The 25920-nt window shown below is 67.5% G+C and carries 23 protein-coding genes; 14 read left to right on the top strand and 9 right to left on the bottom strand.

Going from position 1 to position 25920, the window contains the following annotated elements; translation table 11 throughout:
- The first annotated feature begins 116 nt into the window (after window positions 1-116).
- From ABIB54_RS08470 to ABIB54_RS08455, 4 genes are all read left to right on the top strand, one after another.
- A complete protein-coding gene (locus ABIB54_RS08470; RefSeq protein WP_354575085.1) occupies window positions 117-779 on the top strand; it encodes a response regulator transcription factor in 663 nt (220 codons plus the stop codon).
- A 72-nt stretch (window positions 780-851) separates the two neighbouring features.
- Complete coding sequence (locus ABIB54_RS08465; protein ID WP_354575084.1) at window positions 852-2009, top strand: sensor histidine kinase; 1158 nt, start codon at window positions 852-854, stop codon at window positions 2007-2009.
- Window positions 2006-3259 (top strand): hypothetical protein, encoded by a 1254-nt coding sequence (locus ABIB54_RS08460; protein ID WP_354575083.1) that lies wholly within the window; start codon window positions 2006-2008, stop codon window positions 3257-3259. Before ABIB54_RS08465 ends, ABIB54_RS08460 begins: the two co-directional genes overlap by 4 nt.
- A 37-nt stretch (window positions 3260-3296) precedes the next feature.
- Window positions 3297-3983 (top strand): response regulator, encoded by a 687-nt coding sequence (locus ABIB54_RS08455; RefSeq protein WP_354575082.1) that lies wholly within the window; start codon window positions 3297-3299, stop codon window positions 3981-3983.
- A 42-nt stretch (window positions 3984-4025) separates the two neighbouring features.
- Here the strand turns inward: ABIB54_RS08455 and ABIB54_RS08450 are convergent, their stop codons facing one another.
- The 3 genes from ABIB54_RS08450 to ABIB54_RS08440 form a co-directional block, all read right to left on the bottom strand.
- Complete coding sequence (locus tag ABIB54_RS08450) at window positions 4026-5321, bottom strand: MFS transporter (protein ID WP_354575081.1); 1296 nt, start codon at window positions 5319-5321, stop codon at window positions 4026-4028.
- A gap of 71 nt (window positions 5322-5392) precedes the next feature.
- Complete coding sequence (locus tag ABIB54_RS08445; protein WP_354575080.1) at window positions 5393-5701, bottom strand: thiamine-binding protein; 309 nt, start codon at window positions 5699-5701, stop codon at window positions 5393-5395.
- Window positions 5702-5731: 30 nt separating this feature from the next.
- Entirely contained in the window at window positions 5732-7123 is a 1392-nt protein-coding gene (locus ABIB54_RS08440) for a glycosyltransferase family protein (protein ID WP_354575079.1), read from the bottom strand.
- A gap of 73 nt (window positions 7124-7196) precedes the next feature.
- On the opposite strand from ABIB54_RS08440, the gene ABIB54_RS08435 reads away from it, so the two are divergent.
- From ABIB54_RS08435 to ABIB54_RS08425, 3 genes are read left to right on the top strand one after another with little or no spacing between them, the layout of a single operon-like run.
- A complete protein-coding gene (locus tag ABIB54_RS08435; protein WP_354575078.1) occupies window positions 7197-8048 on the top strand; it encodes an ABC transporter substrate-binding protein in 852 nt (283 codons plus the stop codon).
- 9 nt (window positions 8049-8057) lie between these two features.
- Window positions 8058-8915: an amino acid ABC transporter permease gene (locus ABIB54_RS08430; protein ID WP_354575077.1), complete on the top strand. Its 858-nt coding sequence runs from the start codon at window positions 8058-8060 to the stop codon at window positions 8913-8915.
- Window positions 8912-9685 carry an amino acid ABC transporter ATP-binding protein gene (locus ABIB54_RS08425; protein WP_354575076.1) on the top strand — a complete coding sequence of 258 codons (774 nt, stop codon included), beginning with the start codon at window positions 8912-8914 and terminating at the stop codon, window positions 9683-9685. Before ABIB54_RS08430 ends, ABIB54_RS08425 begins: the two co-directional genes overlap by 4 nt.
- Here ABIB54_RS08425 and ABIB54_RS08420 read toward each other — a convergent pair.
- Window positions 9682-10503, bottom strand: coding sequence for an ADP-dependent NAD(P)H-hydrate dehydratase (locus ABIB54_RS08420; protein ID WP_354575075.1), 822 nt, complete (start codon window positions 10501-10503; stop codon window positions 9682-9684). The genes ABIB54_RS08425 and ABIB54_RS08420 overlap by 4 nt on opposite strands.
- 24 nt (window positions 10504-10527) lie before the next feature.
- On the opposite strand from ABIB54_RS08420, the gene ABIB54_RS08415 reads away from it, so the two are divergent.
- Window positions 10528-11163, top strand: a complete 636-nt coding sequence (locus ABIB54_RS08415; protein ID WP_354575074.1) for an HAD family hydrolase — start codon at window positions 10528-10530, stop codon at window positions 11161-11163.
- A 2-nt stretch (window positions 11164-11165) separates the two neighbouring features.
- A complete protein-coding gene (locus ABIB54_RS08410) occupies window positions 11166-12251 on the top strand; it encodes an NADH:flavin oxidoreductase/NADH oxidase (RefSeq protein ID WP_354575073.1) in 1086 nt (361 codons plus the stop codon).
- 22 nt (window positions 12252-12273) lie between these two features.
- On the opposite strand, the gene ABIB54_RS08405 is transcribed toward ABIB54_RS08410, so the two are convergent.
- From ABIB54_RS08405 to guaB1, 3 genes are all read right to left on the bottom strand, one after another.
- Window positions 12274-13314 carry a hemolysin family protein gene (locus ABIB54_RS08405; protein WP_354575072.1) on the bottom strand — a complete coding sequence of 347 codons (1041 nt, stop codon included), beginning with the start codon at window positions 13312-13314 and terminating at the stop codon, window positions 12274-12276.
- The gene (locus ABIB54_RS08400; protein ID WP_502917110.1) at window positions 13311-14621 is read right to left on the bottom strand and encodes a hemolysin family protein; all 1311 of its coding nucleotides are present in this window, start codon (window positions 14619-14621) and stop codon (window positions 13311-13313) included. The genes ABIB54_RS08405 and ABIB54_RS08400 overlap by 4 nt, the downstream gene beginning before the upstream one ends.
- Before the next feature lie 114 nt (window positions 14622-14735).
- Entirely contained in the window at window positions 14736-16175 is a 1440-nt protein-coding gene (gene guaB1 / locus ABIB54_RS08395; RefSeq protein WP_354575070.1) for a GMP reductase, read from the bottom strand.
- Between the two features lie 147 nt (window positions 16176-16322).
- Between guaB1 and ABIB54_RS08390 the strand changes: the two genes are divergently transcribed.
- On the top strand, window positions 16323-20210 hold the full coding sequence (locus ABIB54_RS08390) for a multifunctional oxoglutarate decarboxylase/oxoglutarate dehydrogenase thiamine pyrophosphate-binding subunit/dihydrolipoyllysine-residue succinyltransferase subunit (protein WP_354575069.1): 3888 nt from the start codon (window positions 16323-16325) through the stop codon (window positions 20208-20210).
- A 192-nt stretch (window positions 20211-20402) separates the two neighbouring features.
- Window positions 20403-21326 carry a putative endonuclease domain-containing protein gene (locus ABIB54_RS08385; RefSeq protein WP_354575068.1) on the top strand — a complete coding sequence of 308 codons (924 nt, stop codon included), beginning with the start codon at window positions 20403-20405 and terminating at the stop codon, window positions 21324-21326.
- A 147-nt stretch (window positions 21327-21473) separates the two neighbouring features.
- Here the strand turns inward: ABIB54_RS08385 and ABIB54_RS08380 are convergent, their stop codons facing one another.
- Together ABIB54_RS08380 and ABIB54_RS08375 are read right to left on the bottom strand one after the other, a co-directional pair.
- Window positions 21474-21716, bottom strand: coding sequence for an anti-sigma factor family protein (locus ABIB54_RS08380; protein ID WP_354575067.1), 243 nt, complete (start codon window positions 21714-21716; stop codon window positions 21474-21476).
- Window positions 21713-22405 carry a sigma-70 family RNA polymerase sigma factor gene (locus tag ABIB54_RS08375; protein ID WP_354575066.1) on the bottom strand — a complete coding sequence of 231 codons (693 nt, stop codon included), beginning with the start codon at window positions 22403-22405 and terminating at the stop codon, window positions 21713-21715. The genes ABIB54_RS08380 and ABIB54_RS08375 overlap by 4 nt, the downstream gene beginning before the upstream one ends.
- A 168-nt stretch (window positions 22406-22573) precedes the next feature.
- Here ABIB54_RS08375 and aroA point away from each other — a divergent pair, with 168 nt between their 5' ends.
- The 3 genes from aroA to ABIB54_RS08360 are packed head-to-tail and all read left to right on the top strand — an operon-like array spanning window position 22574 to window position 25814.
- Window positions 22574-23974, top strand: coding sequence for a 3-phosphoshikimate 1-carboxyvinyltransferase (gene aroA / locus ABIB54_RS08370; RefSeq protein WP_354575065.1), 1401 nt, complete (start codon window positions 22574-22576; stop codon window positions 23972-23974).
- Between the two features lie 3 nt (window positions 23975-23977).
- Window positions 23978-25003 carry a ribosome small subunit-dependent GTPase A gene (gene rsgA / locus ABIB54_RS08365; protein WP_354575064.1) on the top strand — a complete coding sequence of 342 codons (1026 nt, stop codon included), beginning with the start codon at window positions 23978-23980 and terminating at the stop codon, window positions 25001-25003.
- A 10-nt stretch (window positions 25004-25013) separates the two neighbouring features.
- The gene (locus ABIB54_RS08360) at window positions 25014-25814 is read left to right on the top strand and encodes an inositol monophosphatase family protein (RefSeq protein ID WP_354575063.1); all 801 of its coding nucleotides are present in this window, start codon (window positions 25014-25016) and stop codon (window positions 25812-25814) included.
- Window positions 25815-25920: the final 106 nt, after the last annotated feature.

Here is a 25920-nt window from a genome sequence, read left to right as displayed (position 1 = left end):
CGTTTTGGGGGTACCCCCCGGCACCCGAGCGACTGTCAGTTTGACTATGCTGGGTGTACAGAGTGGTCTGTGCCAGCACCCGAGCTTGCACCTGCCACGGGGGAAAGCCGGTCGAAGTGATTCACAAGCGAGAGAAGTCTGCCCTCATCCGAGTTGCGATCGTCGATGATCACCAGCTCGTGGTGGACGGACTCGTCGCGCACCTGCATTCGCGCCGTCATGGCATCCATGTCGCCATCGGCGAGTCCAGCTGGTCGGGGCTATTGGCGCACCCCGAGTTCCCCGTCGACGTGGTCGTGCTCGACCTCAACCTCGACGACAACGTCTCGATCGGCGCGAAGGTGCGGGCCCTCAACGCCGCCGGCTCCAGCACCATCGTCATGAGTCGCCACGCGGAGTCCTCCTCCATCCATGGCGCGATCAGGGCGGGCGCACTCGGCTTCGTGCCGAAGACCGAGTCGGCCGATGAACTGGTGCGCGCGATCCAATCCGCCGCCGCGGGCCAGCGTTACGAGAACGGTCCTCTCGCCGGAGCGCTGTCCGGCGACGGCAGGACCCTCGATCCCGGGCTCGGACGGCAGGAACTTCGCGCGATCACGCTCTATGCCTCCGGGCGTTCCATCCGCGAGGTCGCCGGAGACATGGGAACGACCGAAGAGACGGTCAAGTCCTACATCAAACGCGCTCGGCGCAAGTATCGGGACATCGGCATCGATCTCGGGACCAAGATCCTGCTGAGACGCCACGGCATCCGCGAAGGCTGGCTCACCCCGGAGTGAGTGTCGCTCGCGTGTGACGGCGCCGGCGGTGTCGCGCCCCCGCGGCGGGTGTCGATGTGTGACTATTGCTCTGTGGAACTCATCGCCAAGGAGCGCGATCGACTTCTGCAGCGATCCGCCCGCTTCATCGGCCTCGGCTCGACAGCGGTGGCCCTTGTCTGTTTCTCGGTGCCGGGAGTGCTGCAACTGGCGACGCTGCTCTCCGCCCTCCCGCTGTTCGTGGTGCTCGCGTTCAGTCTCTACCGCGTCGGCGTGAACCAGTCCCTCGTCTGGATCGTGCTCGGCATCCTGTCGGGACTCGGCATTCTGTTCGTGGTGCAACTGCCCGGGGAAGACCAGGCGAGCAGCTCCCTCGGCACGGCGATCGTGCCCCTGGCCGCCGGTGCGATCGCCTCGTTCGCGGTGGTCCTCACGGCCGGCGTCGGGCGGATCATCCTGCTGGTCGTCGCATTCCTCGCCACCCTCGTGCTCGCAGAACTGGCCATTCCCGGACCCGTCTCGGTACAGGACGCGCAGATCATGACCGGCTGGGTGCTCGCCGCCGTCTTCGGGTATTGGCTCTCGGCCAGCATCCCTCGGGCCGCCCGCCGCATCTACAGCATCGGGCGAGCCCACCGGGCCGAGCGCCAGGCCAGCGAGACCGAGGCCCAGCGTCGCCAGGGCGCCAGGCTCCTGCACGACACCGTGCTCGCCACCCTCACCCTCCTCGCCCACTCCGGTGTCGGGGTCGCGGCATCCGCTCTCCAGCAGCAGTCCGGCGAAGACGCGCGGCTGTTGCGCCAACTGAGGCTCGGAGCGACTCCCGTTCCCCAGTCCTCGGGTGTCTACAACCTGGAACCCGTCGAGGAGACCGCTCTCGGCACCACCCTCGAATCGGTGAAGCAGCGCTTCGGGCGCATGGGCCTCGAGGTCAGCTGGCACGGCACCGGCCAGGTTCTTCTCCCCAGCGATGTTCTCGACGCCTTCCTCCTCGCGCTCGCGGAGTGCCTGGAGAATGTGCGCCGGCACGCCGGGGTCACCGACGCCCACGTCACCATCACCGATGACGAATCGACGGTGCGGGCCATGGTCACGGATGCCGGCGTCGGGTTCAATATCTCGGACATCGATGAGGCTCGGCTCGGCTTCAAAGACTCCGTCGTCGCGCGCCTGAAGGACGTCGGCGGCAACGCGCGACTGTTCTCCTCTCCGGGCGCCGGAACCACCGTCGTGCTCGAGGTGCCCAAGTGACCGACTACGCCCGCCCGGAAGAGAACACCCTCGGGGTCATCCTCGGCAAGCGCAACCGTGCCGGGGTGCCGGCCACGTCCACCGCCGGACGCGCCATGCGCCAGGCCAGCGCGCGCGGGGCCAGTCTCGGCACCGGCTACCTCGGCGTCGGCGCGAGCGTTCTCGCCGCCCTCCAGGCCGTGTACGGCATCGGCATGTTCGTGAGCCATGCCGGGGAGTATCCCTCCATCCTGCCCGCGGCGCTGGCGTGGGTGGTGTACGCGCTCGCGCTCGTCGGCGTCGCCACGACCATCGCCACCCGCGGCGAACAGATGCCCGACTGGCTGTTCGGTACCTTCCTGATCGGCCTGGCCGGCGTGGTCGCCTTCGATCTCATCGCCATCTGGTCTCTTCATGACGTGGGTCGCTATGCCACGGCCGCGGCGTCCGCCGGTTTCGGGCTGCTCGCCGCCGTCACCCTCCGTCGCAGCCGCGAATTGCTCGCGGTCGCATCCATTCTCGGAATGACCCTGTTGGTGGCAATGCTCCTGACCACGAAATTGACCCCGGAGAACATTCCCGCCCAGATCCTCCTCCTGGCGACAGCGGTGATGCCGGTGGTGTTCGGAATCTACATCGTGCGGCGTTTCCGCCGCATCGTGCAGCTGGAACTCGACCGGGTACTGGTTCAGAGCACCGTCTCCGCGCCGCGCTTCGCCGTTGGCATGCTGGCATCGGAAGAACTCGCGCGGCTCGACCTCGCCGCCGAGGAACTCCTCGAGTCCGTCGCAACGGGACGCACCAAGCTGCCCCTCTCCCCCAAGACGGCGTCCACCGCGGCATCCCTCGCCACCGAACTCAGGCTGCACCTCATCGAGGGCCGACGCGAGACCTGGCTCTATCACGCGATCACGGAGTCCGAGCAGTTGGGAAAGTCCGTGACCCTTGCCGACCGCGGAAGTCTCGCCGGCCTGCTCGCTCCGCAACAGCGCGACGGCCTGCTCGCGGCGGTCTGGCTGCTGGTGAGCGACCAGAGCAAGTCGAGTCCGACCGCGCAACTCACCATCGGGCCGGTGACCGCCATCCCGGAGCCGGGGTCGAAGACGATCACGGTGCCGCTCGTCATCACCACAACCGCCGTGCCGCGCAGTCGGGTGGATCCCGCCACCTGGGATGCGATCGGCAAAGTCGGGAGATTCCTCGACTCCACCCAGAACTCGAGCCTGCGTGTCGAGATCGAGTGCATCGTCACCAACCCCGCCGACCAATAGCATCGATAGAGACGCGTCCACAGAATGGAAGGCCCCCGTGCCAGACAGCTCCGTCCCCCCCACTGACGATCGAATCCGCCTCGCACTGGTCGATGACCACAAGATGTTGCTCGGTGCGCTCACCGAATGGATCCGCAACGCCGCATCCGACATCAACATGGTCGCCGCGGTGTCCACCTGGCCGGACCTGCTGACGCACGCGGAGTTCCCCGTGGACGTGGTGCTTCTCGACCTCGACCTCAAAGACAACATTCCGATCTCGCTGAAGATCTCGACGCTCAAGACGACCGGGGTGAAGACGGTGCTCATGAGCACCTACTCGGAGCCGAACGTCGTGCGCGAGGCTCTCGCGGCCGGAGCCCTCGGCTACCTCGTGAAGAGCGAGGATGCCGAGATGATCGTCGAAGCCATCCGGGCCGCCTCCCAGGGCGACTCCTTCGTCTCCGCCGAACTGGATCTCGCCCTCAACGCCGGCGATGTCGGCGGCGCCCCCAAGCTGAGCGCGCAGGAGCGCCGGGTGATGGCCCTCTACGGCGGCGGCGAGCCGGTGAAGGCCGTCGCCTTCCAGCTCGGGATCTCGGAAGAGACCGCCAAGAGCTACCTGAAGAGGATCCGCGAGAAGTACCGCGTCGCCGGAATCGATGTCGGCACGAAGGTGGCGCTGCGCAAGCGCGCGATCCAGGACGGCATCCTGATCTCGACGGACGCGCCGAACAGCTTCTAGCGCCGTGCGCGGATCTCCGGATCCGCGGCACGAGCAGCCGGGCTACTCCGCCGCGAGCGGCACGATCGGATGCTCGCGCCGGCTCGCGAGCGAGCCGCCACGGCTGCGCTGCAACAGCACGCTCCACGTCACGAGGGCCAGTCCCGGCGCGCAGAGCATCAGGCCGACCCACACCGGGGAGATGTAGCCGAGCCCCGCTGCCACCGTGAGTCCGCCGAGGTACGCGCCGAGGCTGTTGCCGATGTTGAGGGCCGAGTGGTTCGCCGCCGCGGCCAGAGTCTGGCTGTCGCCGGCGACATCCATGAGACGGGTCTGGATGGCCGGGGAGATACCCGAGGCCGCCACACCGACCAGGAAGACGAAGACGAAGAGTCCGGGAACGAGGTGGGCCGTGAGGGCGAGCCCGGCGAGCGACACGACGAAGAGGCCGAAGAACGAGTAGATCGCGCGCACGACGTTCTTGTCGGCGGCCCAGCCACCGATGATATTGCCCAGCGTCATCCCGAGGCCCACCACGACGAGCACGATCGGCACGACGATCGGGGCGAGTCCCGCGACATCCGTCGAGATCGGCGAGATGAACGTGTATACGCAGAAGAAGCCGCCGAAACCGATCGCGCCGGTGAGCAGCGTGAGCCAGACCTGCGAGCGTCCGAAGGCCTTCAGCTCCCGCTTCATCGTGGCGGAGGCATCCCCCGGCTGTGTCGGGAGCAGCAGCGCGAGGGCGACGAAGGTCAGCCCGAAGATCACGGCGACGGCGAAGTAGGCGACCCGCCAGCCGGCCTGCTGCCCGAGGAAGGTGATAGCGGGCACACCGACCACATTGGCGATCGTGAGCCCCGACAGAACGTAGGCGACTCCGGCCCCGCGCTTGCCGGGCCCCATCAGGGAGGCGGCGACCAATGACGCGATGCCGAAGTAGGCGCCGTGGGGCAGCCCCGCCAGAAACCGCGCCGCGAGCACGAGCCCGAAGGTGGGCAGCACCGCGGACAGCACCGTGCCGAGGGTGAACGCGGCGGCGAGCACGAGCAGCAGCTTCTTGCGCGGGAACCTCGCGGCGAACGCGGCGATGGTCGGCGCACCGACCACGACGCCGAGCGCGTAGGCGGAGGCGAGCCAACCGGCCTGCGCGTTCGCGACCTCCGGCGAACGGGCATACAGCTGCGGCAGGAGATCGTGGGCGATGTTGGGCAGCAGGCCGAGCACGACGAATTCGGTGGATCCGATTCCGAATCCTCCGAGCGCGAGAGCGAGCAGGGCGAGGCGCGTCCGGGCGGGAGACAGGGTTTTCACGGGGGTGACGGGCCGTTCGGGGATCGAGGGAGTGCGAAGACTCACCGTCGAGCATCGTCGGGTGCGTCGGCGACGCTCCCTGGGTTCTACTGTAGGGCGATGGCGGACCCTGGCGCTCAGCCCTGCGCGTCGAGCGCGCGCTCGAGGCGCTCCACCTTGCCGGTGAGTTCGCCCGTGTGACCCGGACGGATGTCGGCCTTCAGCACCAGTGACACGCGGGTTCCGAACGTGCCGACGGCCTCGGTCGCGCGCTTCACTACGGCGAAGACCTCGTCCCAGTCGCCCTCGATGGTCGTGAACATCGAGTCGGTGTGGTTCGGCAGGCCGGACTCGCGCACGACGCGCACGGCGGCTGCGACGGCGTCGTGCACCGAATCATCCGACTCCGGTGCGCCGCTGGGGGCGACTGAGAATGCTACGAGCATGGGATCTCCTCTGATCGATGGCGAAAGCGACTACCGGGCCGGCTCGCCCTCGTCCAGCCTGTCACGCTGCTCGGTGCTCGTGGGCTCGGTGCTCGTGTGCTCGACCCCGAACGGCCAGACCGCGGGAAGCCAGGCCACGGGTCGATCGATGTCGGGTCGATCCACAGTGGGTCGGTCATCGGGGTCCACCGAGAATTCGGCGGCCCGGGAAGCCCGCCAGATCGAGACGACGGCCCAGCCGAGCAGGACGAAGTACAGCAGGTTTCGGGCCGAGATCACGATGAGCATGAGCGGGTCGAGGCTGAGCAGATAGCCGTAGAAGTAGGGGTAGATCGCCTGGGTGAGCGCGGCCAGCACCAGCACCAGGATCGCCGGGGTGCGGAAGACTCGCCCACGGCCCACGGCGTTTACTGCGAGACCGAGGATCACGGGCACGGCGAGCCAGGTGATGTACTGCGGCGAACCGACCTTGTTGACGGCGATGAGGGCTACGACGTAGGCGAGCGACAGTGACGGCAGCAGGTCCGCGACGGCCACACGACTACGCACGGCGATCACGGCGAGGATCGTGATGGCAACCACCACGAGTGCCATCAGGGGGTTGATGAGCATGCTGGCCGCCTCGACACCGGGGCCCCGTACCTGCCAGGTCAGGAGCCCCTGGTCGTAATACACGAAGGTGTTCGGCACTCCGGCGAACTCCTGCCACAGCCAGACGGTGCTGATCGGCGCTTCCACCTGGAGCCCGCGAACGGACTGCTGGGTGATGAAACTGAAGACATTCGCGCCGGCGCCGAGGGAGAGCGCGATCGCAACGATGACGAGGCTCGTGATCCCCGCACCGACCACCACCTGCCGGCGCGCGCGCACCGCGATCAGGATGGACACGAGCAGGGCGGCTGGCCAGACCTTTATCCAGGTGGCGACAGTGAGGATCACGACCGAGGCTCGCGGACGAGTCGCCACAAGCAGCACACCGACGACCGCCAGCGGAACGGTGATCGAGTCGATGCGTCCGACCGCGATGGGGCCGAGAAGCAGCAGGAATGCGACCCACCACCACGCCACCGCGATGTTGCGGCTGGTGCGTCCCCAGCCGGTCAGGATACCGAGCGCGAGCAGGTCGAGCACCAGCACCAGGCCAAGCCAGGTACTGGGAAACAGCTCGGGCCCGAAGACGCGGGCGATCAACATGGGTACGAGAGCGACGATCGGGTAGACCCACGAGCCGTCGATGCCCACCCAGTAGTTCGACAGGAGGGCCTGATCGGTCCAGAACTTGTAGACGCTGGTCACATCGCCGAAGGGCTGACCGGGACCGTAGAGGTTCAGTGCTCCGAGCCACAGGTGCGCGAGGATGAATGCCGCCCAGAGCAGCAGCGGACTGCGCGCGAGCGAACGCAGCGTCGCCGAAGGGATCATGCTGGCAAGGGTATCCGGTAACAATTCGTAGTCCGCGCCATGCCGCGCTTCGACGGTAAGCCATGATCGAGGGATGACCCGAATCCCTGCCTCCCGAATCGTCGCCGCCATCGGAGCCGCGGTGCTCGTCGCCGCTCTCGCGGCCTGCGCCTCGTCATCCCCCTCCTCGTCGTCCTCCTCGGGCGGATCGTCCGGCTACGTCACCTCCGGAAAGCTCACCATCGGCACGGGCCAGCCCGCCTACTTCCCGTGGGTCATCGATGACACACCGCAGTCAGGCAAGGGCTTCGAGTCCGCGGTCGCCTACGCGGTCGCCGACAAGCTCGGGTTCGCCAAGAAGGATGTCGTCTGGGTGCGCTCCACCTTCGACCAGGCCATCGCGCCGGGTGACAAGGACTTCGACTTCAACCTGCAGCAGTTCTCCATCACGGATGAGCGCAAGGCCGACGTCGACTTCTCCTCGCCGTACTACGAGACCACGCAGACCGTCATCACGATCAAGGGTTCCAAGGCCGAGAACGCCAAGTCGATCTCCGACCTGAAGAGCCTCCTCGTCGGCGCGCAGACGGGCACGACGAGCTTCGACGCCATCGAGAAGCAGATCAAGCCCACCGCCGGAGCCCAGGCCTTCAATTCCAACGACGATGCGAAGCTCGCACTGCAGAGCGGCACCATCGACGCGCTTGTCGTCGACCTGCCCACCGCCTTCTACCTCACCGGTGCGGAGCTCGACGGCGGCAAGATCATCGGACAGCTGCCCAAGCAGACGGGCACCGGAGACCAGTTCGGTCTCGTGCTGGCGAAGGGCAGCCCGCTCACCACGAAGGTCACCGCCGCCGTGGATGCCCTTCGCGCTGACGGCACTCTCGACAAGCTGGCGACCACCTGGCTCGCGAGTTCGGCGGACGCCCCCGTTCTCAAGTAGTTTGCAAGGATGACGACTGCCCTGCACGAACCGAGCGCGGTCGAGCTCGACCGTCGAGGTTTCCGGCGACGCCAGACGTCACGGTCGGTGCTCATCGCGGTGATCAGCACTCTCGTGTTCGCCGCGATCGCCTGGATCGCGATCGTCAACACGCCCGGTTGGCAACGGGTGCAGCACTCCTTCTTCGATCCGGCGGTGCTCGCGAAGGCCTGGCCGCGGGTGATCACCGGCCTCTGGCTCAACATCCGGGTGCTGTTCTTCGCCGCGATCGGGGTGCTGGTGCTCAGCATCATCCTCGCGACCCTTCGCACACTGCGCGGACCGATCTTCTTTCCCGTTCGGGCCCTCGTGGCCGGATACACCGACCTGTTCCGCGGGCTGCCACTCATCATCGTGCTCTATCTCGTGGGATTCGGCATCCCGGGGTTGAGGCTCGATATCCCCCGGTTCCCGGCGGAGTTCTGGGGCACCATCGCGCTCATCCTCACCTACTCGGCCTATGTCTCTGAGGTGTTCCGGGCCGGGATCGAGTCGGTGCACCCGTCCCAGCGGCTCGCCGCGAGGTCCCTCGGGCTCAGCCACGGCCAGACCATGCGGCTGGTGATCCTGCCGCAGGCGATCCGCAAGGTCACGCCGGCGCTCATGAATGACTTCGTGGCCATGCAGAAAGATGTGGGGCTCATCTCGGTGCTCGGGGCCATCGATGCCGTGCGGGCGGCGCAGATCGAGACCGCCTCATCCTTCAACTTCACCCCCTATGTGCTCGCGGGGCTGCTCTTCGTGCTGCTCGCGCTGCCCATGATCCGCCTCACCGACTGGTACACGGCCAGGATGCGGGCCCGCGAGCAGGCCGGGTCGATCGTATGAGCCGATCGGAGAACGCGGCGACGCTGCGCGAAGAGGTGCTGCGCCTCGACAACGTCTGGAAGGCATTCGGCGACACCGAGGTGTTGCGCGGCGTCGACCTCACCGTGGCGAGCCACCAGGTCGTGGCGCTGATCGGAGCGAGCGGATCGGGAAAGTCCACCCTGCTTCGCACGATCAACCTGTTGGAGCGGGTGGATGACGGCCAGGTCTTCCTTCGCGGGACCGACATCAGCCGCCCGCAGACACGCCCCGATGTGATCCGTGCGCGCATCGGCATGGTCTTCCAGCAGTTCAACCTCTTTCCGCACCTCACCGTGCTCGACAACGTGACCCTCGCGAGCCGCCGGGTGCTCGGTGTGGCGCGGACGACCGCCGAGCAGAAGGCGAGGCAGCTGCTCGACCAGGTGGGACTGGCGGATCGCGCCGGGGCCTACCCCGACCGGCTGTCGGGCGGGCAACAGCAGCGCGTCGCCATCGTGCGCGCCATCGCCACCGATCCGGAGCTCCTGCTGCTCGACGAGATAACCAGTGCCCTCGACCCGGAACTCGTCGGCGAGGTGCTCGAACTGGTGCGCACCCTTGCTGCCAGCGGCACCACGATCGTCATGGCCACCCACGAGATGGCTTTCGCCCGCGATGTCGCCCATCACGTCGTCTTCCTCGACTCCGGGGTGATCGCCGAGCAGGGACCACCGGCCCAGCTTTTCGGAGCCCCCCGGGAGACGCGTACCCGCGACTTCCTCTCCCGATTCACCGGGCTCGCCGGCTAGCTCTCCAGCAGTTCGGCGATGACCCCCGGCACGGCGCCGATGAGATCGAGAATGGTCAGTGGGCCTCCGCCGCTCGCCCGGGCCGCCGCCAGTCCGTGGATGACCGAGGCCGTCGCCCCGAGTCGGGCGAGCAGCGAAGGATCCGCGGCGATCTCGCGAGAGTGCGTGGCGACGAGGGCGCCGAGGATGCCGCCAAGGGCATCCCCCGCTCCCGCGGTCGCGAGCCAGGCCGGGGCGGAGGAGGCGACCAGGCACGTGCCGTCCGGTGCGGCGACGTAGGTGCTGTGTCCCTTCAGCAGCACCGTCACACCGAGCTTCCGCGCCGACCGAGCGGCGGTCTGCGCAGGGTCGCGTGCGATGTCTTCCGTTGGCTCTCCCAGCACCGTGGAGAGCTCACGGAAGTGCGGGGTGATGATCGTCGGCCCCGTCGCACGATCGAGCAGGTCGAGGGCGCCCGCATCCACCACGACGGGAAGCCCGGAACCGAGCGCCGTGGCGAGCCGGTCGGCGGTGGCGGTGTCGCGGAGCGCGGCATCCATCCCGGAGCCGAGCAACCAGGCCTGCACTCGACCGGCAGCGGCCACGGCCTCCGGGCGGCGCTGCAGCACGAAGGTCGTCGCCCTCTCGTCTCCGAGGTAGCGCACCATTCCCACGCCGGTGTGGAGAGCCGCATCCACTCCGAGCACCGCCGCCCCGGGGTATGCGGCCGACCCGGTGACCACGCCGAGCACCCCGCGGGAGTACTTGTCGTCATCCGGTGCCGGCACGGCGATGAGGCCGGCGGCGTCGTGAGCAGTCCACGGCAGGAAAGTGTTCATGGGTCTCACGATAGTTTGGAAGGCGTGACCGATACCGCGCGAGCCCTGAGCATTCCCAACCGAGTCGTCGTCTTCGATTACGGGGAGGTCATCTCCCGGTCACCGAGCGAGGCCTCCCGCGCCGCCCTCGAAGCCCTCGCCGGGGTCGATCCCCAGCGCTTCCGGGTCGCGTACGAGGCCCACCGCGACGGCCTCGACCGCGGCACCACCAGCATCCGCGACTACTGGATGCTGGTGGCGGCCGATACCGGCGCTGACTGGTCGGAGGCACGCATCCACGAACTGTGGGTGGCCGATTTCACGGGATGGATCAGTGTCGACCCCGCCGTGTTCGACGTCATCGCCGAGCTGCACGCCGGAGGCACCCGGATCGCGCTCCTCTCCAATGCCGGCTTCGACTTCGCGAGTCCCTTCCGCTACTCCCCGATCGCCCGCTTCTTCGAGCGCATGTTCGTGAGCGCAGAGATGCTCAAGCTCAAGCCGGAGGCCGACATCTACCTCGAGGTGGCCCGGGAGCTCGGAATATCCTGCGCCGAAATGGTCTTCATTGACAATAAGCAGGTCAATGTCGACGGCGCAGTGTCGCTCGGCATCACCGGCCACCACTTCGTCGGAGCCGCCGAGCTGCGACGCTTCCTCCAAACCATTTCAGACAGGTGACCATGTCGACTTCCGCCCTCTTCAGCCCCTACTCGGTGCGCGCCGTCACGATGCGCAATCGCCTCTGGGTCGCGCCAATGTGCGAGTACTCGGTGGAGAAGCACGACGGGGTGCCGACCGACTGGCACCTCGTACACCTCGGCGGATTCGCCAAGGGCGGTGCCGGACTGGTCCTCACCGAAGCGACCGCGGTGAGCGCAGAGGCTCGCATCTCCCCCGAAGACACCGGCATCTACACCGATGAGCAGCGCGACGCGTGGGCGCGCATCGTCTCTTTCCTCCACGCGCAGGGTGCCGTCGCCGGCATCCAGCTCGCGCACGCCGGGCGCAAGGCCTCCACCTGGCGTCCCTGGGCTGACGAGCGCGGGAGCGTGCCGGAATCGCAGGGGGGATGGACGGCTGTCGCCCCCTCTGCCGTCGCGTTCACCGGCTACGCCGTTCCCGCCGAACTCGACCGGGTCGGCATCGACGCTGTCGTCGCCGACTTCGCCGCGGCGACCCGCCGGTCCCTCGACGCCGGATTCGACGTGCTCGAGCTTCATGCCGCGCACGGCTACCTCCTCCACCAGTTCCTGTCGCCCCTCTCGAACCTCCGCACCGACGAATACGGGGGAAGTCTCGAAAACCGCGCCCGGCTGCTGCTCGAGGTGATCGCCGCGGTTCGAGCGGAGGCGGGCGAGGATGTCCCGCTGTTCGTGCGTTTCTCGGCCACCGACTGGGCGGACGGCGGCTGGGACCGGGAGCAGACCGCGACGGTCGCCGACTGGGCAAGGGATGCCGGTGCCGACTTCTTCGACATCTCGACCGGCGGTCTCGTCTCCGGCACCACCATCCCGCTCGCGCCCGGTTACCAGGTGCCCTTCGCCGACTTCGTGAAGCACGCCTCCTCGGTCGAGGTGAGCGCGGTCGGGCTCATCACCGAGGCGCAGCAGGCGGAACAGATCATCGCCTCAGGCCAGGCGGATGCCGTGATGCTGGCCCGCGCGATCATGCGCGACCCGCACTTCCCGCTTCGCGCCGCGCACGAGCTGGGCGTCGAACTGGACTACTGGCCGGACCAGTATCTCCGGGCGAAGTGGCCGGCCTGATAGCCGTCACGACGCGCTGAGCTCACCGGCGGCGGGTGGCGTCCTGCACTTCGCCCACGAGCTCTTCGATGATGTCCTCGAGGAACAGGACGCCCCGCGTCTGCCCGGAATCGTCGAAGACCCTCGCGAGGTGCACCCCGGAGCGCCTCATGGCCGCGAGGGCATCTTCGAGGTCCATCCCGCGGAAGATCGAGATGAGCTTGCGGATGCGCTTCGGCGGCACAGGCTCGTCGAATTCGCCGACCTCGTCCAGGTCGAGCACGTCCTTGAGGTGCAGGTAGCCCGTCGGCTCACCCACCTCGTTGACGAGCACGTAGCGGGAGAATCCGTTCTGAGCCACCGCGCGCTCGACGTCGGCCGGTGTCGCGGCTTCCGAGAGACTCACGAGGTGGGGCATACCGACGGCGATGTCCTTCACCTTCTTCGCGGTGAACTCGAAGGCCGCGTTGAGGGCGCCGATGGAGTCGGTGAGCACGCCCTCCTTCGTGGATTGCGCGACGATGTTGGCCACTTCGTCGACGGTGAAGGCGCTGTTCGCCTCGTTCTTGGGTTCCACCCGGAAGAGACGCAGCACCCCGTTCGCCGTCGCGTTGAGGGCGTAGATGATCGGACGGAAGACCATCGAGATGAAGACGAGCGGCGGCGCGAGGATGAGCGCGGCACGATCCGGAACCGAGAACGACAGGTTCTTCGGCACCATCTCGCCGATGACGACGTGCAGGAACGAGACGACGATGAGGGCGATCACGAAGGCGATGGTGCCGGCGACGTCTTCTGGCAGGTGGGTCAGGGCGAGCGGATACTCCAGCAGGTGATGGATGGCCGGCTCGGAGACGTTGAGGATGAGCAGCGAACACACCGTGATGCCGAGCTGGCTGGTGGCGAGCATCATCGTGGCGTGTTCCATGGCGTAGAGCGTCGACTTTGCGGCACGACTTCCCGCTTCAGCCCGTGGCTCGATCTGGGATCGGCGTGCCGAGATCACGGCGAACTCCGCACCGACGAAGAAACCGTTGATCAGAAGCAGGATCACCAGCCAGGCGATACCCCAGGTGTCGCTCACGAGGATGCTCCGTCCGTGATCACGGAGGGGTCCGCGGTGGGCGTGTAGCGCACGCGGTCGATGCGGCGGCCGTCGAGACGCTCTACCCGGAACACGCCGCCCTCCACCGCCACGGTGTCTCCCACGACCGGCAGCCTGCCGAGCTCGCTCATCATGAAGCCACCGACAGTCTCGTAGGGTCCCTCTTCCGGGATCGCGACATCGGCCCGCTCGAGAAGTTCGTCCGGTCGGAGCATGCCGGGGAAGGTGAGCCAGTCCCGCGAACGGACCACACCGGCGAGAGTGCGGTCGTGTTCGTCCGCCACCTCTCCGACGAGTTCTTCCACCAGGTCCTCGAGCGTCACGACTCCGGCGGTGCCGCCGTACTCGTCCACCACAACGGCCATCTGGTAGCCCCGGCCGCGCAACTCCCCGAGCAGCACATCGAGCTTCATCGTCTCCGGCACGCGCAGCGCATCGGACTGCAGGGCGGAGACCGGCACATCCGCCCGCTTCTCGCGCGGCACGGCGACCGCCTGCTTCACGTGCACGAGTCCGACGACATCATCGATGGAGTCGTCGATCACAGGGAAGCGGGAGAATCCGGTGCGCTGGGCGAGGACTATCACGGTGTGCGCCGAATCCGTGCGGTCGACGCTGGACACGCGAGGGCGCGGAGTCATCACGTCGGCGGCGATGTGCTCACTGAACACGAGGGTGCGGGCGAGAAGCGTCGCGGTATCGCGGTCGAGGCTGCCCTCGGTGGCGGATCGGCGCACGAGGGAGCGCAACTCCTCGGCGGTGCGGGCGGAGGAGAGCTCCTCTTTCGGCTCGATCCCCACGGACCTCAGGATCACGTTGGCCGTGTTGTTGAGCAGCGTCACGAAGGGACGGAACACCGCGGTGAATCCCACCTGGAAGGGGATCACCAGTTTGGCGGTCGGCAGCGGGAGCGCGAGGGCGAAGTTCTTCGGCACCAGTTCGCCGACGATCATCGAGAGCAGGGTGGCCAGCACGATGGCGAGCACCGAGGAGATCACGGTAGTCACGGCGGCGGTCAACCCGAGGCCGGACAGGGGCCCCGACAGGAGTCCCCCGATCGCCGGCTCCATCGTGTAGCCGGTGAGCAGCGTCGTCAGGGTGATGCCGAGCTGGGCGCTCGAGAGGTGGGTCGAGGTGATCCTGAGGGCACCGATGGTGAGGCCGAGGCGCTTCTCTCCGCGCGCCATCCGGGATTCGAGATCCGACCGGTTGAGGTTGACGAGCGAGAACTCCGAGGCGACGAAGAAGCCGGTGCCGACGGTGAGCAGGAGACCGACACCGAGCATGATCAGCTCATACACGGGCATCACCGCGAGCGGCGAGAGGGGCAGGGCGCCATGAAGGGGGGTCGTCCATTATTCGGTCAAGTGTACGGGACGCCACCCGCCAAAAGGCCGGAGCTACCAGCTGACCGGCAGCGCCTTGCCCTCTTCGTAGCCCGCCGCGGACTGGATGCCGACAAGGGCCCGTTCGTGGAACTCGGCGAGGTTCGCCGCGCCGGCGTAGGTGAGCGAAGAACGCACCCCGGAGGTGATCATGTCGAGAAGGTCTTCGACAGAGGGGCGCAGGGGGTCGAGATAGATCTTCGACGACGAGATGCCCTCGGCGAAGAGGGTCTTCCGGGCGAGCTCGTAGGGGTCAAGTCGATCGAAACGGTCATGCACGGCCTTGGTGGAGGCCATGCCCCAGCTCTCCTTGTAGAGCCGACCGGCGGCATCCGTCTCGAGGGTGCCCGGTGCTTCGATCGTCCCGGCGAACCAGGACCCGATCATCACGGATGACGCCCCAGCGGCGAGCGCGAGAGCCACGTCCCGTGGATACCGCACGCCGCCATCCGCCCAGACCCGCGCTCCCAGTTCGCGCGCGGCTTCGGCGGTCTCGAGCACGGCTGAGAACTGCGGGCGTCCGACGGCGGTCATCATGCGGGTGGTGCACATGGCGCCGGGGCCCACGCCGACCTTGACGATGTCAGCCCCCGCGGCCACGAGATCCTTCACCGCGGCGGTCGTCACCACGTTGCCGGCGACGATGGGCGCGCTGAGACCGAGGGCCTTGACGGCACGGATGGCGCGCAACATGCCCTCCTGGTGGCCGTGAGCGGTATCGAGCACCAGCACGTCGACGCCCGCGGAGGCGAGGGCGGCGGCCTTGCCCGCGACATCCCCGTTGATCCCGACGGCCGCGGCGACGCGGAGCCTTCCGTTCGCGTCAAGGGCGGGGTTGTAGAGCGTTGAGCGCAAGGCGCTGGTGCGACTGAGCGTGCCGACGACGGCACCGTGGTGCAGCACCGGAGCGAACTCGAGATCCGCCGCGACCATCAGGTCGAAGGCGGCCCGCGCATCCGTGACGTCGTCAGCGTCGATCGACGCGAGCGCGCCGTGCAACAGGTCGCCGAGTCTGGCATCGGGAAGCGCCGTGCCGAGACGGAGCGCCGGGATGCAGCCGACGAAGGCACCGCGCTCATCGGTGATCACGATGCCGTGACCGCCGATCGCAGGGATCTGCCGCAGCGCTTCCGCCACCGTCTGGTCCGCGGAGAGGAAGAGGGGGGTGTCGAAGGCCACCGGCTGCGCCTTCACCCAGCGGATGGCCGCATCCAGCTCTTGCAGGTGGAGGTCCTGAGGAAGCACCGCGAGCCCCCCACGGCGGGCGAGAGTCGCCGCGAGACGGGGACCGGTGACCGAGTTCATGTTCGCGGAGACGATCGGGATCGTCGCACCGGTGCCGTCCTCCGGCGCGAGCGACACCGCCAGGCGGCTGCCGACATCCGAATGACTCGGCACAAGGAAGACGTCGGAATAGGTGAGGTCGTGCCGGGGGGTCGTCTCGTAAAACTCCATGCTTTTAAAGGTAATCCCTTGCCGCTGGGCACGGAGGGCCACTCCGATGCGATTAAGCTTGAAGTGTCTGTGGCCAGCGTGGAACACCGGGCCGCACACCGACGTGATCAGTGAGAACAGCGATTCAAAGAGAGTGGGCGATCGGCTGTGTCTAGCCAAGTGACCGGAGTGGCATCAGAAGATGGATCCTCCGGCGAATTCGGAGCGAACGAGTGGCTCGTCGATGAGATGTACGAACGCTTCATCGTCGATCGCAACTCGGTAGACCAGTCGTGGTGGCCGATCCTCGAGAGCTATCACCAGACCACGGTGGAGGCCTCATCCACTCCCCCGGCGCCGACCCCTCCCGCTGCCCCCGCCGAGCCGAGCGCTCCATCCCAGCCCGCTGCCCCCGCCGAGCCCGTCGCGCCCCAAGCCCCCGTCGAAGCGGCTCCCGCCGCAGCGGCTCCCGCCGCAGCGGCTCCGGCCGCAGCGGCTCCGGCCGCACCTACACCTGCCCCGGCCCCGGTTGAGCCGCCAACGACCACCGGCAGCCAGCCCATCGCCCGAACCACCTCGATCCAGCCGAAGCCGCAGCCGATCCCGGCACAGGCTCCCGCAGCATCCCCCCAGACCGCGCCGATCGCCACGACGGATGCCGCGGCCGCCGAGCCACAGGACGTCGTCTCCCCGCTCAAGGGCATGTCGAAGTCCCTCGCCGCGAACATGGATGCCAGCCTCACCGTGCCGACGGCGACGAGCGTGCGCACGATTCCGGCGAAGCTGATGATCGACAACCGCATCGTCATCAACAACCACCTCAAGCGCGCCCGCGGCGGCAAGGTGTCGTTCACCCATCTCATCGCGTGGGCTCTCGTGCAGACGCTCAAGGAGTTCCCGAGCCAGAACGTGTACTACGAGGAGGTCGACGGCAAGCCCTCGGTCGTCGCTCCGGCGCACATCAACCTCGCGATCGCGATCGATCTGCCGAAGCCCGACGGCACCCGCGCGCTGCTCGTGCCCGGTATCAAGAACACCGAGTCGATGGGCTTCCAGGAGTTCCTCGTCGCCTACGAGGACGTCGTCACCCGTGCCCGCAACAACAAGTTGACGGCCGCGGACTACGCCGGCAACACGATCTCCCTCACCAACCCGGGCGGAATCGGCACCGAGCACTCCGTGCCGCGTCTGATGAAGGGGGCCGGCGCCATCATCGGTGCGGGAGCACTCGAGTACCCGGCAGAGTTCCAGGGCATGTCGCTGACGACCCTCGCCGATCTCGGAATCGGCAAGACGATCACCCTCACGTCCACCTACGACCACCGCGTCATCCAGGGCGCCGGCTCCGGCGAGTTCCTCAAGAAGGTGCACGAGCTGCTCATCGGCCAGCGCGACTTCTACCAGGGCATCTTCTCCGACCTGCGCATCCCCTACGACCCCATCCACTGGGCGAGCGACATCCACGTCGACCTCGGCAACCAGGTGGGCAAGACCGCCCGGGTGCAGGAGCTCATCAACTCGTTCCGCGTGCGCGGCCACCTCATGGCGGATATCGACCCGCTCGAATACAAGCAGCGCACCCACCCCGACCTCGACATCTCGAGCCACGGCCTCACCTTCTGGGACCTTGACCGTGAATTCGTCACGGGCGGATTCGGCGGCAAGCGTGCCGCTCTGCTGCGCGAGATCCTCGGTGTGCTCCGTGACTCCTACTGCCGCACCATCGGCATCGAGTACATGCACATCCAGGACCCGGAACAGCGCGCCTGGATCCAGCAGCACGTGGAGAAGGTCTACACCAAACCGACCAAGGACGAGCAGCTGCGCATTCTCGGAAAGCTCAACGAGGCCGAGGCCTTCGAGACCTTCCTGCAGACCAAGTACGTCGGCCAGAAGCGCTTCAGCCTCGAGGGCGGGGAATCCACCATCGCCCTGCTGGATGCGCTGCTCCAGGGCGCTGCCGAAGCCGACCTCGACGAGGTGGCCATCGGCATGGCCCACCGTGGCCGTCTCAACGTGCTCACCAACATCGCGGGCAAGACCTACGGTCAGATCTTCCGCGAATTCGAGGGAACTCAGGATCCCCGCACGGTGCAGGGCTCCGGTGACGTCAAGTACCACCTCGGCACCGAAGGCACCTTCACGAGCGCGAAGGGCGACCAGATCCCGGTCTACCTCGCCGCGAATCCGTCCCACCTCGAGGCCGTCGACGGTGTGCTCGAGGGCATCGTGCGCGCCAAGCAGGACCGCAAGCCGATCGGCACCTTCAGCGTGTTGCCGGTGATGGTGCACGGCGACGCCGCGATGGCCGGCCAGGGCATCGTCTCCGAGATCCTGCAGATGTCACAGCTTCGCGCCTACCGCACCGGCGGAACCGTTCACGTGAATATCAACAACCAGGTGGGCTTCACGACTCCTCCCGGGGAGGGTCGCACGTCGATCTACTCCACGGATGTCGCGAAGACCATCCAGGCCCCGATCTTCCATGTGAACGGCGACGATCCCGAGGCCGTCATCCGGGTGGCGGAGCTCGCCTTCGCCTATCGCCAGAAGTTCCACCGGGACGTGGTCATCGACCTCATTTGCTACCGCCGTCGCGGTCACAACGAGGGCGACGACCCGTCGATGACCCAGCCGCTGATGTACAACCTCATCGAGGCCAAGCGCAGCGTGCGCACTCTCTACGTCGAGGCTCTCGTCGGTCGCGGCGATATCACGCAGGAGGAATACGACGCGGCGCACGCCGACTTCCAGGACCGACTCGAGCGCGCCTTCGCCGAGACTCACGCGGCACAGACCGGCTCCATGCCGATCATCACCGCGGACGGCAACGCCGTCTCCGACCTCGAACGCCCGGGATCCCAGCAGGACGACCGCTCCGGCGAGCCCGCCTCCACCGCGGTGAGCGAAGCCGTGATCACCACCATCGGGGATGCCCACGACAACCCGCCGGCCGGATTCACGGTGCATCCGAAGCTCCAGCAGCTGCTCAAGAAGCGCACCGAGATGAGCCGGAACGGATCGATCGACTGGGGCTTCGGCGAGTTGCTGGCCCTCGGCTCGCTCCTGCTCGAGGGCACTCCGGTGCGGATGGCCGGCCAGGACACCCGGCGCGGCACCTTCGTGCAGCGTCACGCGGTGCTCCACGACCGTCTCAACGGCCAGGAATGGCTGCCGCTCGGCAACCTCAGTGACAACCAGGCCCGGTTCTGGATCTACGACACCCTGCTGAGCGAGTACGCCGCGATGGGCTTCGAGTACGGCTACTCGGTCGAGCGAGCCGACGCGCTCGTGCTCTGGGAGGCGCAGTTCGGGGACTTCGCCGACGGTGCCCAGATCATCATCGACGAGTTCATCTCGAGCGCAGAGCAGAAGTGGGGCCAGCGCTCCAGCGTCGTGTTGCTGTTGCCGCACGGCTACGAGGGCCAGGGTCCGGATCATTCATCCGCCCGCATCGAGCGCTACCTGCAGCTCTGCGCCGAGAACAACATGACCGTGGCGCGGCCGTCGACCCCGGCATCGTATTTCCACCTGCTGCGGCGCCAGGCCTACGCCCGGCCGCGTCGACCGCTCATCGTCTTCACGCCGAAGGCGATGCTCCGCCTGCGCGGGGCGACAAGCGACATCGCCGAGTTCACGACCGGTAAGTTCGAGCCGGTGATCGACGATTCACGGATCACCGACAAGGGCGCCGTCAAGCGGGTCGTGCTGCACGCCGGCAAGATCCACTACGACCTGCTCGCCGAGGTGGAGAAGCGCGGGCAGACGGATGTCGCTCTCGTGCGTCTCGAGCAGTACTATCCATTGCCCCAGCAGCAGCTGAAGGCCGTGCTCGAGCAGTATCCGAACGCCGAGCTGATGTGGGCGCAGGAAGAGCCGGAGAACATGGGAGCCTGGCCGTTCATCTGCCTCGAACTGCCGAAGCGCCTCGATGAGGGCCGCGCGATCTCGGTCGCCTCGCGTCCGGCATCCGCAAGCCCCGCCACCGGCTCATCGAAGCGCAGCGCGCAGGAACTCATCGACCTGATGGACCATGCCCTGACGGTGCGGGAGTAGGTCCACGCACAGGCCCGCCCCCTCCCGGTGGCGGGCCTGTTGCCTGCTCGAGGGCAGAGAACTGACAGTTGGCGCTGTCTCAGCCAGCGTGATGAGCACCAACTGCCAGTAATGGGGAGGCGGCCGCGGGCAGGGAGCGCAGGCTCGGGATAACTTCGACGCGGGATTGGTTGACTGCGGCAAGATCAGCGGATGCCCCGATGCTCTCCCCTTCCGCCGGCTATCGCCGGAGTCCCCTTCGCCGCCAGCACCGCCATCGATCTGGGTGTGAGCCGGGGGCGGCTCCGCGGATCCGACCTCGCCATTCCCTTTCGTGGGACTCGAATCGGCGGCGCGGAGCCCCTCACTATCCCGCTGTTGGCGAGGGCCTACGCGACCCGGATGCCGGCTGGCCAAGTCTTCAGCCACTGGACGGCAGCGATCCTCCTCGACCTGAGGCTCCCCGAAGGCGCGCGCGGACGCGAGGACACGTCATCCTTGCTGCACGTGGCTGTGCGGGGCCCCGATCGCGCTCCCCGGAGGAAGGCGATTCGAGGCCACGAAGTCGTGGCGCAAACGAAGGTCGTGAGAGCAGCAAGCGGACTCCGGGTCACGTCTCCGATCGATACCTGGATCCAGCTCGCCCGGGTCCTGAGCGTGGACGATCTGATCGTGATGGGCGACGGGCTTCTCAGTCGCAAGGATCCGCGAGCGACGATGGCGCAACTCGTCTCCGCCGTGGCGCTCGCGGTGAATCTGCCGGGCATCGCGCGTCTGCGCGAGGCCCTCGAGGGGATCAGGGCCAACACCGACTCCGCGCGCGAGACGATGCTGCGTCTGCTCATCGTTCGCGGTGGGCTCCCGGAGCCCGAGGTGAACGCGGTGATCACCAATCGATACGGCGCCACGATCGGACTCGGCGACCTGGTCTATGCGAAGGAGCGCGTTCTGGTCGAATACGACGGCAGGGGACACTGGGACAACGATCGACAGTTCGCCAGGGACATCCGCCGCCTCGACGAGTTCATGGAGGAGGGCTGGCGAGTGATCCGTGTCGACAAGGCGCTCATGGCCCAGACGGCGACGCTCCTCGGCAAGATCCGCACGGCCCTTGAGCAGTCCGATTCGGCGCCCTGACCCCGTGTCAGCAGCCTCGTCCCGCGGAAGGACTGGCAGTTGGTGTCGCTTGCGCGCGCCCAGACAGCGACAACTGCCAGTTCTGCGTCGAATGGTCGGCGACAGACTGGCGCGTCGGAAACGTCCGACGGGGAAGGGGACCTGGCGCTAGTGGTTCGACTGCAGGGAGCGCAGCGTGAGCAACACCTGGTCGCGCAGGTCGCTCGGGGCCGTCTCGCGGCAGGCGCGCTGCACGGCCTGAGTCAGCACGATCCCCACGTGCGCTTCATCGGTGCAGTCGTCGCAGTTGGCGATGTGCTCGGCGATGTCAGCGGCATCCGATTTGGCCAGTTCATTGTGCAGGTACTCTTCGAGTTCGGCCTTCGCCTTGTCGCATCCGCAGTCGGTCATTTCTTCTTACTCCCAGCAGTGGCAGGTTGGGCACGCGTCCCAGAGGTGTTGATGCCTCGTTCGAGCGCGTACTCGGAGAGCAGGTCCCGCAGCATCCGCCTGCCACGATGCAGGCGGCTCATGACGGTACCCACCGGGGTCTTCATGATGTCGGCGATCTCCTGGTAGGAGAAGCCCTCGACGTCGGCGAAGTAGACGGCCATCCGGAAGTCCTCCGGGATGGCCTGGAGGGCATCCTTGACCGCGCTGTCGGGTAGGTGATCGATCGCCTCAGCCTCGGCCGAGCGGGTCGAACGACCCTGGGTCACCGATTCGGCACCGCCGAGCTGCCAGTCCTCGAGGTCATCGATGGTTCCCTGGTAGGGGTCACGCTGCTTCTTGCGGTAGTTGTTGATGAATGTGTTGGTGAGGATGCGGTACAGCCAGGCCTTGAGATTCGTGCCCTGCTGGAACTGGGCGAAGGCGGCGAACGCCTTGACGAATGTCTCCTGCACCAGGTCGGCGGCGTCCGAGGGGTTGCGCGTCATCCGAAGGCCGGCGGCGTACAGCTGGTCCATGAAGGGGATCGCCTGGGCCTCGAAGAGCGTGCGAACATCGACGACCGGCGTCTGAGGCTCTGCGGTCGCGATCTCGGATGCCACGGCTTCCGGTTCGTCGGGCGTGGTGGTGTCATCCTTCGAAGTGCTCATCGCCGCCAAGCTTACTTCGCTGCGCCAGCGAGCGGCCCGGCCGCTGACCGGCAGGCCGGAGGGCGTTGTGCTCCCCATCACCGCGGGGCGCTCGAGCAGAACTGGCACGGGTCAACCTCTCTTCGGCCGCACCCCTTCTGGGTGCTGTGCCGATACCCTTAGTAACCAATGCATGTATTCAAGTATTCCGGCCCCGAGTTCAACCCCTTCGGCGATGAGGGATTGATCGTGGGTGGCGAGCCCGGACCGTGGGCCGCGCCCCTCGCAACCGGGCCGCTCGCCGCTCGTCTCGCCCTGCCCGGGTCGAAGTCCCTCACCAATCGCGAGCTCGTGCTCTCGGCGATCGCGAGCGGCCCATCGACCCTTCGCGCCCCGCTCCACTCGCGCGACACGGCATTGATGATCCAGGCCCTCCGTGCACTCGGCACGGACATCGTCGAGCTGCCGGGAGACTCCCCCTTCGGTCCCGATCTGCTCATCACCCCCGGCGAGCTCTCCGGCGGCACCTCGATCGACTGCGGGCTGGCCGGAACGGTGATGCGATTCCTGCCCCCGATCGCCGCACTCGCGCTCGGACCGGTCGCCTTCGACGGTGACGAATCCGCCCGCAAGCGGCCGATGCGAACGACCATCGATTCGCTTCGGGCGCTGGGGGTGGATGTCAGCGACGACGGCCGCGGAAAACTCCCGTTCAGCCTCTACGCGACGGGTGCCGTCGCCGGCGGAGAGATCGAGATCGATGCCTCCGCGTCGAGCCAGTTCGTGTCGGGACTGCTTCTGGCCGGGGCACGTTTCACCGACGGCCTCACCCTCCGGCACGTCGGAGACGGGCTCCCGAGCCTCGCCCACATCGACATGACCATCGCGACTCTCGCCCGCCGCGGCGTCACCGTGCAGAGTCCCGAACCCGGTCTCTGGATCGTTCCGCCCGGCGAGATCGCGGGCATCGAGATCGACATCGAACCCGACCTCTCCAATGCCGGCCCGTTCCTCGGCGCCGCACTCGTCGCGGGGGGCTCGGTCACGGTCACGGGATGGCCAACCCACACGACTCAGGTCGGGGCCGAGATGGCGTCGATCCTCACCGAGATGGGCGGCGAGGTCTCCTTCGCCGAGACGGGCGACGGGCTCGGCGACCTCACCGTCACGGGCACGGGCGTGCTCCGCGGCATCCGCCTCGACAACGCGAGCGAACTGGCCCCGACCATCGCGGCCCTCGCGGCCCTCGCGGAGGGAGAGACGGTGCTCACCGGCATCGCCCACCTGCGCGGGCACGAGACCGACCGTCTCGCGGCCCTCGCAACCGAGATCAACGCGCTCGGGGGAGCTGTCACCGAGACTGACGACGGCCTCATCATCCACCCCCGCCCTCTTCACGGCGGAGCCTGGCACAGCTACGAAGACCATCGGATGGCGACGGCCGGCGCGATCATCGGGCTCGCCGTCGACGGGGTGACGGTGGACGATATCGCCACGACGGCCAAGACCCTCCCCCAGTTCCCCGAGCTCTGGACCACCTCCCTGCTCGGCCTCCGCGCCCGCTCCGCCGATCCGCTCGACCTGATCTGAGACATGAGCTGGCTCACCGATGTCGACGATGAAGACGACGACAAGTACGCGGACTACGAGGCGCGCAATCGGCCGAACCCGAAGGGGAACCGGGCTCGCACCAAGATCCGACCGGAGCACACGGATGCCGTGACGGGACGGGTCTTCACCGTCGACCGCGGGCGATACTCCGTGATCGTCGGTGAGGGGACGCCAGAGGAGCACGCCGCGCTCGCCTCCCGCGCGAGCGAGCTGCGGAAGCAGCCGATCGTCACGGGTGACTACGTCGACCTGGTGGGCGACACCTCTGGCGACGAGGGGACCCTGACCCGGATCGTGCGCATCCAGCCGAGAACCACGGTGCTCCGCCGCAGCGCCGATGACTCGGACGAAGTGGAGCGCATCATCGTCGCGAACGCCGACCAGATGCTCATCGTCGTGGCGGCGGCCAACCCGGAGCCCCGTCCGCGACTCGTCGACCGCTATCTCGTGGCAGCCTTCGATGCCGGGCTCACGCCGATCCTGTGCATCACCAAGACCGACCTCGCCGACCCCACCGAGTTTCTGGCGAACTTCGCCGGGCTCGACATCACGGTCGTGCGGAGCGGGGTCGGGGCGATGCCGACCGCCGAGATCGCCGCGCTGCTCGAGGGGCATACGACCGTGGCGGTCGGGCACTCGGGCGTCGGCAAGTCGACTCTCGTCAATGCTCTGGTCCCCGATGCGAATCGGGCGATCGGCCGGGTGAACAGTGTCACCGGGCGCGGTCGCCACACCTCCTCGTCCACCATCTCGTACCGGGTGGGCAGTGGCTGGGTCGTGGACACCCCCGGCGTGCGATCCTTCGGTCTGGGACATGTGAACACCGAGAACATCCTGCGGGCCTTCACCGACCTCGCGGTGATCGCCGAAGACTGCCCGCGTGGCTGCACGCACCTGCCCGATGCTCCGGACTGCGCGATGAACGAACGAGTCGCCGCCGGTGAGCTGGGTGATTCGGGCAGGCTGCGGCTGGACTCGTTCCAACGCCTGCTCGCCTCGCTCACCTAACCTTGATGCCGTGACCGAATACAGCCTGCAGTCCGACCTCTCCTTCGCCCGTCAGCTCGCGGACATGGCGGATGCCATCTCGATGGACCGCTTCCGCTCCGTCGACCTCGTGGTCACCACCAAGCCGGACATGACCCCGGTGTCGGATGCCGACCGGGCCGTCGAGACCGCCCTGCGCGCGGCGATCGCGGACAGCCGGGCGGGAGACTCGGTACGCGGCGAGGAATTCGGCGTTGAGGGGGGATCGTCACGCCAGTGGATCATCGATCCGATCGACGGCACGAAGAACTACGTGCGGGGGGTGCCGATCTGGGCCACCCTCATCTCGCTGGCGATCGACGGCGTCCCCGTGGTCGGAGTGGTGAGCGCGCCGGCCCTCGGCACACGGTGGTGGGGCGCGACCGGCCAGGGTGCCTTCGTCAACGAACAACTCGGCGCCCTGCACAGCGACCAGGCCCGTCGTATCCACGTGTCCCGGGTGTCGCAGCTCGCGGATGCCTCGATCAGCCTGAGCGGTCTGACCCGGTGGGAGAACGCGGGCAGGCTCCCCCAGCTCCTGGAACTCACGCGGCAGGTGTGGCGAACTCGCGACTATGGTGATATGTGGCCCTACATGATGGTGGCGGAGGGCCTGCTCGAGGTCTCTGGCGAGTACGACCTTCAGGTCTACGACATGGCCGCCCTCGTGCCGATCGTGCGGGAGGCCGGCGGCACCTTCACCTCCGTCGACGGCGAGGACGGGCCGTGGCACGGCTCCGCCCTCGCCACCAACGGCCTGCTCCACGATCGCGTGATCGCGGCGCTGGCCTGAGGCCGGCTAGGTGTAGTTCCCGAGGACGTTGTGATCAGCGTGGCGTGAGCTGAGATAGCGAAGACCTCCGGTATCGAAGTGGGTTACCACACTCATTCCGATCCAC

The sequence above is a fragment of the Frigoribacterium sp. UYMn621 genome (assembly GCF_040549525.1).
Taxonomy (GTDB): Bacteria; Actinomycetota; Actinomycetes; order Actinomycetales; family Microbacteriaceae; genus Lacisediminihabitans.
Note: the sequence above shows the minus strand (reverse complement) of the source record. Positions and strands in the feature narration are given on the sequence as shown.

Excerpts from the sequence above, each read along its gene's own strand:
- guaB1 (WP_354575070.1), bottom strand. The coding sequence starts at position 16,175 with ATGGAGTTTTACGAGACGACCCCCCGGCACGACCTCACCTATTCCGAC.
- ABIB54_RS08400 (WP_502917110.1), bottom strand. The coding sequence starts at position 14,621 with ATGCTCGGTGTCGGTCTCCTGCTCACCGTCGGCACCGGCTTCTTCGTC.
- rsgA (WP_354575064.1), top strand. The coding sequence starts at position 23,978 with ATGAGCTGGCTCACCGATGTCGACGATGAAGACGACGACAAGTACGCG.
- ABIB54_RS08380 (WP_354575067.1), bottom strand. The coding sequence starts at position 21,716 with ATGACCGACTGCGGATGCGACAAGGCGAAGGCCGAACTCGAAGAGTAC.
- ABIB54_RS08425 (WP_354575076.1), top strand. The coding sequence starts at position 8,912 with ATGAGCCGATCGGAGAACGCGGCGACGCTGCGCGAAGAGGTGCTGCGC.
- ABIB54_RS08410 (WP_354575073.1), top strand. The coding sequence starts at position 11,166 with ATGTCGACTTCCGCCCTCTTCAGCCCCTACTCGGTGCGCGCCGTCACG.
- ABIB54_RS08445 (WP_354575080.1), bottom strand. The coding sequence starts at position 5,701 with ATGCTCGTAGCATTCTCAGTCGCCCCCAGCGGCGCACCGGAGTCGGAT.
- ABIB54_RS08440 (WP_354575079.1), bottom strand. The coding sequence starts at position 7,123 with ATGATCCCTTCGGCGACGCTGCGTTCGCTCGCGCGCAGTCCGCTGCTG.
- ABIB54_RS08385 (WP_354575068.1), top strand. The coding sequence starts at position 20,403 with ATGCCCCGATGCTCTCCCCTTCCGCCGGCTATCGCCGGAGTCCCCTTC.
- ABIB54_RS08435 (WP_354575078.1), top strand. The coding sequence starts at position 7,197 with ATGACCCGAATCCCTGCCTCCCGAATCGTCGCCGCCATCGGAGCCGCG.
- aroA (WP_354575065.1), top strand. The coding sequence starts at position 22,574 with ATGCATGTATTCAAGTATTCCGGCCCCGAGTTCAACCCCTTCGGCGAT.
- ABIB54_RS08375 (WP_354575066.1), bottom strand. The coding sequence starts at position 22,405 with ATGAGCACTTCGAAGGATGACACCACCACGCCCGACGAACCGGAAGCC.
- ABIB54_RS08420 (WP_354575075.1), bottom strand. The coding sequence starts at position 10,503 with ATGAACACTTTCCTGCCGTGGACTGCTCACGACGCCGCCGGCCTCATC.
- ABIB54_RS08430 (WP_354575077.1), top strand. The coding sequence starts at position 8,058 with ATGACGACTGCCCTGCACGAACCGAGCGCGGTCGAGCTCGACCGTCGA.